General features: G+C 47.9%; 15 protein-coding genes. 11 read left to right on the forward strand and 4 right to left on the reverse strand.

Features of this window, described 5'->3' with window-relative positions; translation table 11 throughout:
- Positions 1–288: 288 nt before the first annotated feature.
- The 9 genes from ACSQ8O_RS33135 to ACSQ8O_RS33175 all read left to right on the forward strand — a co-directional run bounded on the left by ACSQ8O_RS33135 (position 289) and on the right by ACSQ8O_RS33175 (position 7,344).
- Positions 289–720: a GNAT family N-acetyltransferase gene (locus tag ACSQ8O_RS33135; RefSeq protein ID WP_157256964.1), complete on the forward strand. Its 432-nt coding sequence runs from the start codon at positions 289–291 to the stop codon at positions 718–720.
- 143 nt (positions 721–863) lie between these two features.
- Complete coding sequence (locus ACSQ8O_RS33140; RefSeq protein WP_056617538.1) at positions 864–1,418, forward strand: DUF402 domain-containing protein; 555 nt, start codon at positions 864–866, stop codon at positions 1,416–1,418.
- Positions 1,419–2,018 carry a signal peptidase I gene (gene lepB / locus ACSQ8O_RS33145; protein WP_436245167.1) on the forward strand — a complete coding sequence of 200 codons (600 nt, stop codon included), beginning with the start codon at positions 1,419–1,421 and terminating at the stop codon, positions 2,016–2,018.
- Between the two features lie 40 nt (positions 2,019–2,058).
- Positions 2,059–3,240: a tRNA epoxyqueuosine(34) reductase QueG gene (gene queG, locus ACSQ8O_RS33150; RefSeq protein WP_436245168.1), complete on the forward strand. Its 1,182-nt coding sequence runs from the start codon at positions 2,059–2,061 to the stop codon at positions 3,238–3,240.
- A gap of 1 nt (position 3,241) precedes the next feature.
- Entirely contained in the window at positions 3,242–3,778 is a 537-nt protein-coding gene (locus ACSQ8O_RS33155; protein WP_436245169.1) for a methylated-DNA--[protein]-cysteine S-methyltransferase, read from the forward strand.
- A 34-nt stretch (positions 3,779–3,812) separates the two neighbouring features.
- Positions 3,813–4,844: an HD-GYP domain-containing protein gene (locus ACSQ8O_RS33160; RefSeq protein ID WP_436245170.1), complete on the forward strand. Its 1,032-nt coding sequence runs from the start codon at positions 3,813–3,815 to the stop codon at positions 4,842–4,844.
- Positions 4,845–4,922: 78 nt separating this feature from the next.
- Positions 4,923–5,144, forward strand: a complete 222-nt coding sequence (locus ACSQ8O_RS33165; RefSeq protein ID WP_056617548.1) for a YneF family protein — start codon at positions 4,923–4,925, stop codon at positions 5,142–5,144.
- A gap of 25 nt (positions 5,145–5,169) precedes the next feature.
- Positions 5,170–5,757 (forward strand): GTP cyclohydrolase I FolE, encoded by a 588-nt coding sequence (gene folE, locus ACSQ8O_RS33170; protein ID WP_056617551.1) that lies wholly within the window; start codon positions 5,170–5,172, stop codon positions 5,755–5,757.
- A 261-nt stretch (positions 5,758–6,018) separates the two neighbouring features.
- On the forward strand, positions 6,019–7,344 hold the full coding sequence (locus tag ACSQ8O_RS33175) for a deoxyguanosinetriphosphate triphosphohydrolase family protein (protein WP_436245171.1): 1,326 nt from the start codon (positions 6,019–6,021) through the stop codon (positions 7,342–7,344).
- Positions 7,345–7,931: 587 nt separating this feature from the next.
- Here the strand turns inward: ACSQ8O_RS33175 and ACSQ8O_RS33180 are convergent.
- Positions 7,932–8,957, reverse strand: coding sequence for an alpha/beta hydrolase (locus ACSQ8O_RS33180; protein WP_436245172.1), 1,026 nt, complete (start codon positions 8,955–8,957; stop codon positions 7,932–7,934).
- A gap of 297 nt (positions 8,958–9,254) precedes the next feature.
- On the opposite strand from ACSQ8O_RS33180, the gene ACSQ8O_RS33185 reads away from it, so the two are divergent.
- Positions 9,255–9,998, forward strand: a complete 744-nt coding sequence (locus ACSQ8O_RS33185; RefSeq protein ID WP_056617559.1) for an IclR family transcriptional regulator — start codon at positions 9,255–9,257, stop codon at positions 9,996–9,998.
- 221 nt (positions 9,999–10,219) lie between these two features.
- Here ACSQ8O_RS33185 and ACSQ8O_RS33190 read toward each other — a convergent pair whose 3' ends face one another.
- Entirely contained in the window at positions 10,220–11,083 is an 864-nt protein-coding gene (locus ACSQ8O_RS33190) for an IS3 family transposase (RefSeq protein ID WP_436241980.1), read from the reverse strand.
- A gap of 11 nt (positions 11,084–11,094) precedes the next feature.
- Positions 11,095–11,412, reverse strand: a complete 318-nt coding sequence (locus ACSQ8O_RS33195; protein ID WP_436241275.1) for a transposase — start codon at positions 11,410–11,412, stop codon at positions 11,095–11,097.
- Between the two features lie 336 nt (positions 11,413–11,748).
- Here ACSQ8O_RS33195 and ACSQ8O_RS33200 point away from each other — a divergent pair, with 336 nt between their 5' ends.
- Positions 11,749–12,645 (forward strand): cation diffusion facilitator family transporter, encoded by an 897-nt coding sequence (locus tag ACSQ8O_RS33200; protein ID WP_436245173.1) that lies wholly within the window; start codon positions 11,749–11,751, stop codon positions 12,643–12,645.
- 110 nt (positions 12,646–12,755) lie between these two features.
- Here ACSQ8O_RS33200 and sleB read toward each other — a convergent pair whose 3' ends face one another.
- The gene (gene sleB, locus ACSQ8O_RS33205) at positions 12,756–13,424 is read right to left on the reverse strand and encodes a spore cortex-lytic enzyme (protein ID WP_436245174.1); all 669 of its coding nucleotides are present in this window, start codon (positions 13,422–13,424) and stop codon (positions 12,756–12,758) included.
- Positions 13,425–13,460: the final 36 nt, after the last annotated feature.

The raw sequence follows: 13,460 nt of genomic DNA on the forward strand, positions 1-13,460 counted from the left end.
CATAGTTATGTTTTACATTGTTCCTTGGCGTGTCTACTTTTATGCGTCTTAAAGGCTAGAGCATAACGAATGACATAGAGGTAAAAAGAACTAGAATAATCAGCTAAAATGGAATTTCATAATTGAAAACGCTTGCATTTAAGCGCTTTCAAGAGATATATCGAAAAAAACAAAGTTTTTTGTGAATTTCACCACATTTTCAGCAGGATTTCGTGTTTTTTTGTCGTATTTACTTCTTTACCAGAAAATTAATCTCTACAAATTAATATGGAATTGGGAGAGAACCGTATGCATGTTCGTTCATTTCAACTTGGTGATACCTCTTCGGTTAAAGAACTTCTAGAAGACGTTCTGTCGGAAACCTGCTATGAGGAGACGATTGAAGCCTTCGCTCGTCAGCTTTCGTGGGACACGGAGCTTGTTTTAATCGCTCAAGAAGAAGAGCAAGTCGTAGGCATGATTATCGGCACGATTGATAACAACAATGGCTACTACTATAGGATCGCAGTCGCAACAGCATATCAACGTAAGGGTATCGGCAAAGCTTTGATCGAGGCAATGAAGCAGCGGTTTCTCGGGCGGAATGTTAAGAAAATTATGGTAACGGTAGATGTGCACAATGAAATGGTGCTGCCTGTGTATGAGTCTGCTGGTTACAGTTCAGATGACTTTTCCAGAGCTGCTCATCGACTTAGCATTGTGAAAAAAGTAAGCGTCTAGTCTTCACTTGTTACGGGTAGGGAAGTAAAATAAGTTTACTTATAGGGAGCATATCTGTGCCGCCATTGCAATTGGGGGTCAGATATGCTTTTCTAGTATAATAAGGTGACGTTTCGGCAGCAATTTACAGAGGAGCTTGGAACATGGATAATTTCACGCCGTATGTGATAAAAAGCTTCAAACACGACGGGCATCTCCATCGCATGTGGTTGACCAATTGGCGGGTTCCTTCAAGTATGCTCCATGAAGAGCATCAGAAACAGGGCATGCTTGTGTTCATTAATAGTCAGACTAAGATTCAAGAAGCGGATGGCAAGGAGTGGGTTAGCCGCATTCCAGGGGTTTCTTTTTTTATTCCGAAAATGTGGTTTAATATCGTTGCTCTCATGGAGGAGACTGGGGTTCGCTATTACTGTAATGTGGCCTCTCCTTTATACGTGAATCAGCAAATTTTAACATATATTGATTATGATTTAGACGTTATCCGTTTGCCAGATCGAACGGTACATATTGTGGATCAAGATGAATACGAGCGTCATAAGCTCGGCTACCATTACTCGTCCCTTGTCGAAACGAAGGTGAAAGAGGGGCTTGCAGCGCTGCTGTCGTTAGTGAATGAGGACAAGCCGCCTTTTCAGGATGATATGGTGATCTACTATTATGAGCAATGGGAAAAGTATAAGAGCGGAGGCGGTTGAGTGAGCTTCTTCGTAGGGCGAGAAGATTCGAAAAGGCAAGTTTCTGTACAAGGGTATGTTCATGAATCGAAAAGCTTTACGCACGAGCTGTGGGATTGGACGAAATCCATTCTCGTAGCTCTTCTTGTTGTTATTATTGTTCATCAATTCGGTTTCAATTTGTCTACGGTGCGCGGTCACTCGATGGATCCGACGCTTCGAGAAGGCGAGTGGCTCTTCGTGAACAAAGCCATCACCTATTTGAAAGCACCGAGTCGGGGCGAAATCGTTATTCTCGAGGAGCCTGAGAAGTTAGCATTACCTCAGCACCCTTTGTTGGTCAAAAGGGTCATTGCAATCGCAGGTGACGAGGTGCAGGGCCGCCAAGGCGCTCTTTATGTGAACGGCGATAAAGTCACCGAGCCGTATGCGGATACGCCAATCGAAGATGGTGACTTCGGACCGACAGAGGTCGGACCGGGCCAGATCTTCGTAATGGGCGATAATCGGCATCTGGCAGCAAGCGCAGACAGCCGTATGTTCGGGGTCATACCGATCAGCCTCGTCCAAGGACGGGCTGACTTTGTGTTATGGCCGCTCGATATGGCGGGGAAGCTATAAGTACAACCAGAAGAGAAATTGAAAGAGAGAGGTGAGCAGATTGGCGGTTTCCAATGCAGACAGAACAGACTGGCGGAAATTACAACAAGAGATCGTGGAAGCCGCGCCCTCTCTTGGTATTGATAAGATCGGCTTCACTTCTGCGGAGCCGTTTCACGCATTGAAAGACATCCTTCTCCGCCACAGGGAGAAGGGCTTCGAATCCGGCTTCGAGGAGCCGGACATCGAGAAGCGGGTACATCCTGAGCTGAGCTTCGACGCGCCACGGTCGATCATCTCGATCGCCGTCGCGTACCCATCGAAGCTCTCGAACCCGCCCCGATCTGAGCCTGGGGCGTATCGGGGCATGATCTCGCGCTCCTCGTGGGGGAGCGACTACCACGACGTGCTTCGCGATCGGCTCGCGAAGCTGGAGGCTTTCATCGCCGAGCGCGTGCCGGAGGCGAGGCTGCAGAGCATGGTCGACACCGGTGCCCTTGTCGACCGCGCTGTTGCCGAACGTGCCGGCATCGGCTGGAGCGGCAAAAACTGCGCCGTGATCACCCCCGAATGGGGGTCGTGGGTGTATTTGGGCGAAATGATCACGAACATCCCATTCGAATCCGATATAGGTATTATGGACCAGTGCGGAGACTGCACGATTTGCATCGATGCCTGTCCAACAGGGGCGCTAGTCGGCCCAGGGCAGCTCAATTCGAGCCGCTGCATCTCGTTCATCACACAGACCAAAGGGTATGTGGATGACGAATACAAACGCAAAATCGGCAACCGACTCTACGGCTGTGATACGTGCCAGGTCGTCTGCCCGAAGAACAAGGGGATGAACTGGACGCATCATCCCGAACTGCAGCCTGACCCGGAGAAGGTCAAGCCGCTGCTCATTCCCTTGCTCACGATGTCGAACAAGGATTTCAAAGAGCAGTACGGGCGCATTGCGGCTTCCTGGCGCGGCAAAAAGCCCATCCAGCGCAACGCAATCATCGCGCTGGGCAACTTCAAGGACCGCACAGCGGTGCCGGTCCTGGTGGATCTGCTGCGCAGCGACCCTCGCCCGGAGATCCGGGCTACCGCAGCGTGGGCGCTGGGGCGCATCGGCGGTGAGGAAGCTTTTGCGGCTTTAACTAAAGCTGCTGCGGCTGAGCAAGAGCCGCAGGTGAAGACGGACATCGAGAAAGCCATAGCTATACAGAACAGTCAAGCAGTGGCCGTACAGGAGGAATAAGATGAAACAGCAGCAAGAAACGGTCGTGCTCACCTATACCGAGATCGACTCGCCCATCGGTCCTCTCGTGCTTGTGGCATCCCCACAGGGCCTCTGCAAAGTCGAGTTCGGTACCTATGAGGAGAATCGAGAACAACGTGAACAGTGGGCAAGTCGTTGGTATGGGGCGTTTGAGCTAAACGAAAATGCGAAGCAGCTAGCATCCGTAGCTGAGCAATTAACGCAGTATTTTAAAAGAGAACGAGAGAGCTTTGAAGGGGATCTGGATTTACAAGGGACGGAGTTCCAAAAGCGAGTGTGGCTGGCCTTGCAAACGATCCCTTATGGGGAGACAGCATCCTATAAACATATAGCGGAAGCGATTGGTTCGCCTAAAGCTGTTAGAGCCGTAGGGGGAGCGAACAATCAAAATCCCATTCCTGTCATTATTCCATGTCATCGGATCATTGGGGCAAACGGCGATCTTGTGGGTTATGGCGGGGGACTTCCGACCAAAGTGCACTTATTAGATTTGGAACAACGAACATTGCTATCCTAGAAGTTCAACAATTACAACATGTGGAGTGAATCCTATGAAATATGTGCATTTGGATTCGGTGGAGTCTGGTCAATACCTGGGACGTACGATATATGCCAGCAATGGGGCAATTTTGCTTTCGGAGAATGTGCAGCTAACCGTGTTTATGATCAATACGCTGAATCGAATTGGCGTGACGATGATTTATATCAAAGACCCGAACCTAGAAGATGTGGAGATCCCAGAAATCCTATCGGATGAAACGAAGCGCCTTGTCATGACACAGATGGGGCAGACGTTCGCGTCTATTCAGTCAGGGAAAGATTTCAACTCGCGCAACGTCAGCATGTCCATCAACACACTGTTAGATGAGATTATGAAAAATCGTGATGTCCTCGTACAGCTGAACGATATTCGGACGCAGGATAATCAAATGTATATCCATGCCATGAATGTCTGCATGATGGCTGTGCTCATCGGCATGAATATGGGAATGAATGCGACCCAATTGAAAGATCTCGCTATGGGAGCGCTTCTCCATGATATTGGGAAAGTGGAGCTGCTCACAGACGATGAATCGGAGGATCCGCGGCGACATCATACGTGGCGTGGGTTTGAGCTTTTGAAGAATAAGCGTGAGTTCAATCTGCTCATTGCACATGTGGCCTTTCAGCATCATGAGGCACTAAATGGAGAAGGCGTTCCGAGAGGGATCATGGGCGATGATATTCATCTATATGCCAAAATAACGGCCGTCGCCAATATGTACGACAACTTACTCTTTGATATGTCTGCAGGACGACGCAAGCTGCCCCATGAAGCCTGTGAATACATGCTGGCATTGGCGGAGACGAAGCTGGATCGCGATGTGTTGATTCAATTTTTGAAAATTGTTTCGATTTATCCGACAGGAACTTCGGTGCGGTTGACGAATCGGGAGACTGGCGTTGTCGTTGGTCAGCATAGAGGACTTCCCACGCGTCCGATTATTCGGATTGTGAAGCAGGATGCCACAGATAAACTGTTGGACATTAAGGAGATCGATCTGGCGAAAGAAACAACTTTATTCATTGAACAAGTTCTTTAATTTGTAAACCGTGGAACAGAAATGATATGATAGAACAAGCATTCTATTCTAAATATGTACAAGCAGGGGGCACAGGTTATGTGGAGTTATTTAATTCCCATTCTCACATTGATTGCAGGTTTGGTTGGCGGTTTCTTTATTGGTGTATTCTATTTGAAGAGACAGCTGGAATCCATGCAAAACAATCCTGAAATGCTAGCCAAAATGGCGAAGCAAATGGGCTACAACATGAATAAGCAACAATTGAATAAAGCACAACAAATGATGAAAAACCAAAATTTTAACCAAAAGCGGAAATAAGAAATAGGGTGGAGTGGTAGAGAAGATGGCATCCATCGATTATAAAAATGGATTAGTCGCAGAAAATCGCGAGCAGATTGAAAGTCATGTCCGTGAAATTTTGCGACTGATTGGTGAAGATGTAGATCGTGAAGGTCTGTTGGATACGCCAGCTCGTGTAACGCGTATGTATGAAGAAATTTTTGCAGGATATGCAGCAGATCCTCGCGAAGTACTTGGTGTTACTTTTGATGAACAGCATGAAGAGCTTGTTATCATCAAAGATATCGTTTACTACAGCCAGTGTGAGCACCATATGGCGCCTTTCTTTGGCAAAGTCCACGTTGGTTACTTACCTAGCGGTAAAGTGGCCGGTCTAAGCAAATTTGCTCGTTTAGTTGATGTCGTTACACGCAAGCTGCAGGTACAAGAACGTATTACCTCTGAAATTGCCGACATCCTATTCGATGTGCTTAAGCCGCATGGTGTCATGGTTGTCGTTGAAGGCGAGCATATGTGCATGTGCGCAAGAGGCGTGAAGAAATACGGCAGTCAAACCGTAACATCTGCTGTGCGCGGCTCCTTCCGTAAGGATGCAACACTGCGTTCGGAATTTCTATCTTTATTAAAATAATAAGAACACTGGGGAATGTGCACCAAGACAATGGTCTTGTGCATCATTCCCTTTTTTCAGTTGTGCATCAGGTTAGGCTTGTTGGGGCATGGAGAATATAGTATTCTTTTAAAAATATAATCCTTCTGCATCAGGGGGTCGAATGGTGACTATCGTACATGCTCTCGCATAAACTGATAGCAGTGTGAGGAATCGCCCCAGCAGCAGGATACAGGTGAGATCGGCGCCCTACAGCGCTAGAGGGCTAGAGGAGGCAAGCATATGAACAACATACGGAAATATCGGCCTGGTGAGGCAGCTTCCTCGAAATGGAGTGAAGAACGGGATGAATTTGAACGGGACTATGCAAGGTTGATTCAGTCACCGACTTTTCGGCGTCTACAAGGGAAATCTCAGGTGTTCGGGGCCGGCTCGGGAGATTACTATCGGACTCGTCTGACGCACTCCTTGGAGGTCGCACAGATTGCGCGAGAAGTGGCGAAGCGTTTAGAGCGGACGAATCCCTTTTTGAGCAAAAGAGAACATCCAGGCCTGATCATCGATCCGACCGTGGTCGAGTGCGCATCCATTGCGCATGACTTCGGTCACCCGCCTTTTGGACATAAGGGCGAAGAGGTGCTCAATCATATCCTAATGAAGGATCACGGCTTGAAATATGAGGGCAATGCGCAAAACTTCCGGATCCTCATGTTTCTTGAAAAACGAGCAGGCAGCGAGAGTGGTCTGGATCTGACGTCAGCTGTGCTTCTCGGTATTAATAAATATCCCTTCCTCATTGAGGAAGAAGGGCGTCTGAAGGGCGTATATGGCGCGGAGTGGGACGTTATTCGTGAGTTGCGCGACATTTGGAAAATGCCAGAGGGCTGCTCCACATTGGAAGCGCAGTTGATGGACCTCTGCGATGATATTGCGTATTCTACACATGATATCGAGGATGGCATTCGGGCAGGCAAAATTCAAATGAACGCTACCTTTTTCGAAGATCAACGATTGATTCGACATCTCGTGATGGAGATATTGAACGATCCCAATCAGCATAAATTCGGCTGGGAGCAAGTTGATATCGAGCAGATGGTGCGGCGCGTGTTGCACGATTATTTGGAGCAGTGGGAGCTTATTTTTGCTGAGTGCAACCGCGAGGAATCACGGACGCGCAGAGAGATGAAAGCTCGCTGGGTCAGCTCATTCGCGAGCCGCCTCGACATCATCGACGACACGGAGCGCGGCTGGAAGAAAGTCGCTCTCGTCAAAGACGGCGCAGAGGATATGGATCTGCTGCGGACGATGGAAATCCTCAAGAAGCTGGCGTGGGTCACGCTGATTAAGGATTTCCGCGTCCTGCGCCTGCAAAAGCGCAGCGAAATCATCGTCGAGCGTCTCTGGGACAGCTTCATCGATAAGGACAAAGGGCAGTGGATCATCCCGCCCGACTGGATCGATAGCTACGAGCGGCGCAGCACGAATAGTAATTGGAGTTGGCCGCGCTTCGTCGCGGACTACATCTCGGGCATGACCGATGCCTATGCCGAGAAGGTATATGCGGAGCTGTTTGCGAGTAAATCGGGCTCGATATATGAGATGGATTGAGTGGGGGCGTGCCCACTCAACGTCTGTCTGCTTGTAGCTGTAAGAGGCTTCAGGTAGCTACATGTAACCACTCCGCCAACCCACTTTCATGAACCATCCGCCCGCTAGCGGCTGCAATTAGCTACAGGCATTACAATCAGATACAGGAAGCTATAAGCAGCCACAAGCAGCTACTATAAGTAACTTACGAGCTTCTACAAGCGGCTGCAACAGCTACTAGCCCCCCATCTTCCACCAACTAGCCGCCGCGCTAGAATAAATGGATTTTCTCCAGCTAATTTAGCTGGTTTTTCACATTTTAGATGATTAGATGGATTTCCTGTAGTTAATTCAGCGGTTTTTAGGGGAATTGGCGGAAACCGCGACATTTAGCTGTACCTTTTCCATCTAAATTCAAAAATTAATAAAATAAGCAGAAATTAGCTGTAGGTTTTCCAGTTAAGTCGCGACGCAGGCGCATACGGTTGAGAAGTTGGCCAATTTGTTGATGAGAGGTAAGCGCTGCTTACCTCTTTTTCGTATAGGCTCGTATAGGTATGCAAGCCGGTAAATGGCCAAAAAAATACCGACCTCATCAGAGGTCGATTTTATAGGGAGGAGGGAATACCAGCGTTAACGTGCTCGGATGTGGCCGATGGTTCAATACTGCTAAGGAAGTCCATCGTGCGGCTCACATACGTTTTGGGCTCAGCGCGGTACAGAAGTTCGTGCTGCGCATTAGGGAGAATCCATAGCTTAGAGGCGCTATTGTGTTGCTGCTTGAACATCGCTTCAACTAAGACATGGGGAGCTTTGTTGTCATTTGTGCCATGAATCATGAAGATCGGCATCTCATATGACGTTGTGGTCACTTTCGAGAAGGGCACGTCATGCAAGCTTACGCCATTTAATAAAGGAAAGAAGAGACGCACCAGGGGTAAAGAAGGGTATTTGGGTAGGTGCACGATTTGATTTATATTTTGATAAAGGGTGTCTGAGTTCAGCAGAAATGTGCTGTCTAGGATCATCCCTGAAATATCTCCGTTTTGCTGTAGAGCCGTCTGTAAGGCAGTGCCTGCCCCCATGGAAAAGCCCCAAATAAAAATCGAACCGCCAGTAGATTGTTTGATGTAATCAATGGCCCCAAGCAGCTCTTGGGATTCCTGAACACCGCCGGTCATGAGGCGACTACTAGTGGGATTCACGTAGCCATAGTCAAACATGAGAACGTTATACTGCTTTTTATGAAGCTCGCGGGCTAAGGTGTACAAAGGAACCCATTCTTCTTCACGATTGCCTCCATAGCCATGTGAGAAAATGACGGTTTTACTCGAGCCTGCTGCTGCGATGAACCAGCCATCTAAGTTGGATTTACCGTTTAGACTGGGAAATGAAATGTTCGTATAAGGAAGTCGGACAGCTTTCATCGGATTCGAATGTAGAGGCTCAATATGTGGCCTAGCCAAGGTCCAAGCAATGTAAGCGTGGAAGATGAGTACGACTGAGGTGCATAGCATTAATAAAACTAAAAAAGTTGTGGCGATTAGTTTTTTCCTGCGTAAAAAAGGTTGTGTAACCTGATCAAGAGTGGGTTGCAGCGATCCCGTTACAGGATTTAGTGTAGTTGTAGACATCGATGAAGCCTCCCTCCGTGAAAATGTGTATGTGAAATTCTGCTAGTTAGAGGTGTAAAATAGGAAGGGAGAGTTAATTGTTTAAATATTCTGATAAGTGTTGGTGTACTTTAATATTATTCTGAATGCGCTTTCAAGTCAATGTAGATGTGGCATTTGTAAGCCTATTGTAACGGTTCTGTAATAATGGGAAAAAGAGGCGTTTGACCTTTACGGTTCCACGTAGTTTCGTTATACTGAACATAACAAGGTTTCATATAGTGAAACAGTTTGGCTTATAAAGGTGGTGACTCTTCTATGGAAGATGGCAAGCTGACCGTGCGTGCTGTTGAGCGCGCTTTAGATATTATGCTTTGTTTCACGGGGGCGTCAGAATTGACGTTAACCGAAATTGCTACACGTGTGCAGCTTCACAAAAGCACCGTGCATCGCCTTCTCGCATCGCTTGAAGGCAAGGGCTTCATCATGCGTGATGAAGCAACGGATAAGTACAGACTGGGCTACCGGCTCTGGGAGCTTTCGGCTAACCTGTCCAAAGAGGGAGACCCCGGCATTATTCTGCTACCGGAGATGGAACGGCTGCGCGATCAGCTCGGCGAAACGATCTCGCTGTACGTGCAGGACGGCCTAGTGCGCGTGCGCATCCAAGCCGTGCAGAGCAACCATGCCATTCGCCGTGTGGCCCCTGTCGGGGCGCGAATGCCGCTTTACGTCGGCGCCTCGAGCAAGGTGCTCGTCGCCTTTGCTGAGCCAGGGCTGCTGGAGCAGCTGCTAACCTCGGCCGACTGGCCGACAGGGTTAGACACGCAGGCATACCTGCAGCAGCTCAGCGACACAAGACGCGCGGGCTTCGCCACGAGCGTCGAAGAGCGCGAGCCTGGCGCGGCGGCTGTGTCCGCGCCGATTCTCGACCGCGGCGGCCGACTAGTGGCCGCCCTGGCGGTCTCGGGTCCAGCGAACAGGCTCACGCTGGAGCTGATGCAAGAGCAGGCGCCGACGATTATGGAGGCGGCGCGCCGGATGGGCACGATGCTGCGCTAAGCACCTGCAGTCGTCTTAACTCGCATTTACGCCAAGAATAGCGCGTAAAGCAAGAAATAAGCACTTTCAATCACCTTAACTCGTGGGATATCATGAGTTTATCTCAAATAAGCACTCAAGGAGTGCTTATTTCCCGTGTTTACGCTCAAAAAGGCACATAAAGCAGGAAATAAGCACTTTCATGGACCTCTGTCAAGAAAGTAGACACCTACTAAGAGAAATTAACTAACGCTTTTGTAATATAGTTCTTCAAATCGATCAGGCGAGACATAGCCCAAAGAACCATGGATTCTTTTACGGTTGTAAAAGAGTTCAATGTACTCGAACATGTCCTGTTGAGCCTGTGCCTTTGTCCAAAATTTCGTACAGTAAACAAACTCCTTCTTTAATACGCTGTGGAAGGATTCGATGCAGGCATTATCGTAGCAGTTGCCTTTTCGGCTCATACTTGCTTTCATTTTGTAGGTTTCAAGTCTTTCGCGGTAATCTTCCGAGGCATATTGTGAGCCTCGATCTGAGTGATGCACAAGCCCTACTGGGGGTTGCTGCGCCACATAAGCTTGGTCTAGTGCAGCCAGGACTAACTCTGTTGTCATGCGGTCTCCGAGCTTCCAACCTACAATTTTGCGCGTGTAAAGATCTAAAACACTAGCTAAATACAACCGGCCTTCACGGCACGGAATATAGGTAATGTCAGTGACCCAGACTTTGTTAGGTGCGGTTGTTTGAAAATTTTGATTTAGCAAGTTAGGTGCAATCGGTGAATCGTGGTTTGAATCCGTCGTGTTCACTCGAAACTTCTTAGAAACGCAGGAACGAAGCCCATTGGCTTTCATTAGTGAACCAACTAGTCGTTCAGATACCGTCCAGCCTTCACGCACGAGTGTCTCTGTGATTTTAGGGCTGCCATACCTACCAAAATGGTCATGAAATATGAACGTGATTCGAGCTAAGAGCGCAGTTCTGCGCTTCTGGTAGCTATTCACCGCCTCTTTTCCAAGTAACCATTTATAGTAACCGCTCCGGGAAACCTCAAGCGTTTGACACATCTTCTCCATTGAAAATTCGGAACGATGCTTTTCAATGAACTGGAACCTTAGTTCTTTGGTTTGCTGAAGATGTGTACGGCCTTTTTTACGATCGCAAGTTCTTCTTGAGCATCTGCAATGAGGCGATCTTTATCTGCAAGTTCGCGGTCTTTCTCTTTCAAAAGCTGTTCTAACTGGCGGAGTCTTTCTGGTGTTGCAATTGACTCACTTTCAAACTGTCGATATTTCGCTACCCATTGGTGCAGTGTTCCTGCCGGAATGTTCAATTCCTCGGCTATCTGCGTTACCGACTTCGTTTGTTCTTGAATAAATTTTACCGTCTGTTGTTTAAATTCATCATTATACCGTTGCCGCTGTTCACCCAAAATGAACACCTCCTGATAAGATTATTATCCTCATCTCTTAACAAGGTGTCTACTTTTTATTCTAGTTCCATCAATCACCTTAGCCCGCGATATCCCGCAGGTTTATCTCAAATAAGCACTTTCCACAGCTCTATCTCACAAATAGTCGAACCCCAGGATATCCCAGATAACATTCCACATCACCTCACCATCCCCATCGTAGTCACCGTCATCATCAAACCGTTTCGTCGCAATTACCCCCTATCCCCATCCACTCAGTAATCCCACTACCTACCAACATGGACGGATGCTTTGCCGCTGAAAAGCCATACTAAATGTGGGAAGGGAGTGGAAGTCATGAAGAAGACAGCCTCGATGCTGGCGATTTGGGTAAGCCTGGCCAGTAACATTGTGCTGACTGCGATCAAAATCATTGTCGGCCTTCTGTTTAATAGCCAAGTGCTAATTGCCGACGGCATTCATAATGCTGGAGACGTTATCGCGACGGCAACCGCGTATAGCTCCATGCGCGTGTCCTCAAAGCCAGCGGATGTAGAGCATCCTTATGGACATGGGAAAGCGGAGGTACTCGGCGCTTTTATTGTTGCCATTATATTAGGCGGAGCCGCTATCTATATGGGCTATCATTCGATTCATGCCTTATTCGAACCAGCGGGTGAGGCGCATATCATTGCCTTTTGTGCGGCTATCGTTTCCCTCGTCTGGAAACAAATTCTCTATGTCTATACGATGCGAATAGGACAGAAGCTCAATAGCAAAGGGTTGATTGCCACGGCCTACGACCATTTGGCAGATGTGTACGCCTCAATTGCAGCTTCGGTAGGGATTGGCTTGGCATTGCTAGGAGATCACTACAACTTTAGCTACTTGGCGTATGGTGATCCTGTAGCGGGTATTATCGTTTCATTTCTTGTATTGAAGCTGGCGTACGAAATGGGCAGCGAGTCTTTCGATATTTTGATGGAGCGTAGTGTGAATTCGACCTATATCGAGCAATATGCCCAGCTGATTCGTACTGTACCAGAGGTCAAGCGGATTGATCGACTACGAGCGAGGGAACATGGCCATTACATATTAGTTGATGCGAGACTTGGTGTTCCAGGCCAACTGACGATTCAAGAGGGTCATGACATCAGCCGTAGTATTAAGCAGAAAATTAAAGAAGCCCATAACGATGTGGATGAGGTGTTAGTCCACTTAAATCCTTGGTATGAAGAGCAGGCTGATACCTGAGTGAACTGGCCAAGCTGTCTCTCTGTGAAAAAAACACCTCTACATAAGCTCGCTTCACCAGCGGCTTCATCTAGAGGTGTTTTCTATTACATCGCATTTTTCAGGCGATCTTATTTTGCGAAAATATGATTCCCTATCTGTACCGTTTGTTGACGAGTCCAGATCCATGCGCTTGTCGCTGTCTTCGGGTTGAAATAGTAAAGCGCGCCACCCGTTGGGTCCCAGCCGCGAACAGCTTCTAGTGCAGCTTTATAAGCTTGACTATCCGGTGTTAAATTATATTGGCCATCGCTGACTGCCGTAAAGGCGCCAACTTCGAATACGATGCCTTGAATGGTATTCTCAAACTGACTGGATTTTAATCGGTTCATAACAACCGCTCCAACAGCCACTTGACCCTCATAGGATTCACCGCGTGCTTCACTGTAAATAACTTTAGCTAGCATATCCAGCTCAGCTTGATTCACCGTGAATTTACGCAAGTACTCCCATGTCTTCGCACCAACGATCCCATCCACACTAAGTCCATAATTCGTTTGGAAGTTACGAACTGCCGCGGCTGTAATTGGACCATATTTTCCATCTATAGAAGGCTCATAAATGCCTAAAGTTTTTAGTCGGAATTGTGCGTCCCATACGTCACCATTTTGTGTGCCTTGCTTTAAAGTCGTAGCTTCTGCTGCGGATACCTTCGGGCTCCACGTACCTGCATTCATCCCTAAACCAAAGGAAGCTACGAGTGCGACTACGACTAGTTTTTTAATCAACATCATCTTCATCTCCCCTTTCGCTTTCCTCAGTATAGGGGCCGATAT

Source organism: Paenibacillus sp. LjRoot56, from assembly GCF_964253335.1.
GTDB lineage: Bacteria > Bacillota > Bacilli > Paenibacillales > NBRC-103111 > Paenibacillus_E > Paenibacillus_E allorhizoplanae.

What these genes read in the sequence shown, in the direction of transcription:
- ACSQ8O_RS33135 (WP_157256964.1), top strand. Translation starts at nt 289, where the DNA reads ATGCATGTTCGTTCATTTCAACTTGGTGATACCTCTTCGGTTAAAGAA.
- ACSQ8O_RS33165 (WP_056617548.1), top strand. Translation starts at nt 4,923, where the DNA reads ATGTGGAGTTATTTAATTCCCATTCTCACATTGATTGCAGGTTTGGTT.
- ACSQ8O_RS33160 (WP_436245170.1), top strand. Translation starts at nt 3,813, where the DNA reads ATGAAATATGTGCATTTGGATTCGGTGGAGTCTGGTCAATACCTGGGA.
- ACSQ8O_RS33185 (WP_056617559.1), top strand. Translation starts at nt 9,255, where the DNA reads ATGGAAGATGGCAAGCTGACCGTGCGTGCTGTTGAGCGCGCTTTAGAT.
- ACSQ8O_RS33200 (WP_436245173.1), top strand. Translation starts at nt 11,749, where the DNA reads ATGAAGAAGACAGCCTCGATGCTGGCGATTTGGGTAAGCCTGGCCAGT.
- sleB (WP_436245174.1), bottom strand. Translation starts at nt 13,424, where the DNA reads ATGAAGATGATGTTGATTAAAAAACTAGTCGTAGTCGCACTCGTAGCT.
- folE (WP_056617551.1), top strand. Translation starts at nt 5,170, where the DNA reads ATGGCATCCATCGATTATAAAAATGGATTAGTCGCAGAAAATCGCGAG.
- ACSQ8O_RS33140 (WP_056617538.1), top strand. Translation starts at nt 864, where the DNA reads ATGGATAATTTCACGCCGTATGTGATAAAAAGCTTCAAACACGACGGG.
- ACSQ8O_RS33180 (WP_436245172.1), bottom strand. Translation starts at nt 8,957, where the DNA reads ATGTCTACAACTACACTAAATCCTGTAACGGGATCGCTGCAACCCACT.
- ACSQ8O_RS33175 (WP_436245171.1), top strand. Translation starts at nt 6,019, where the DNA reads ATGAACAACATACGGAAATATCGGCCTGGTGAGGCAGCTTCCTCGAAA.
- ACSQ8O_RS33155 (WP_436245169.1), top strand. Translation starts at nt 3,242, where the DNA reads ATGAAACAGCAGCAAGAAACGGTCGTGCTCACCTATACCGAGATCGAC.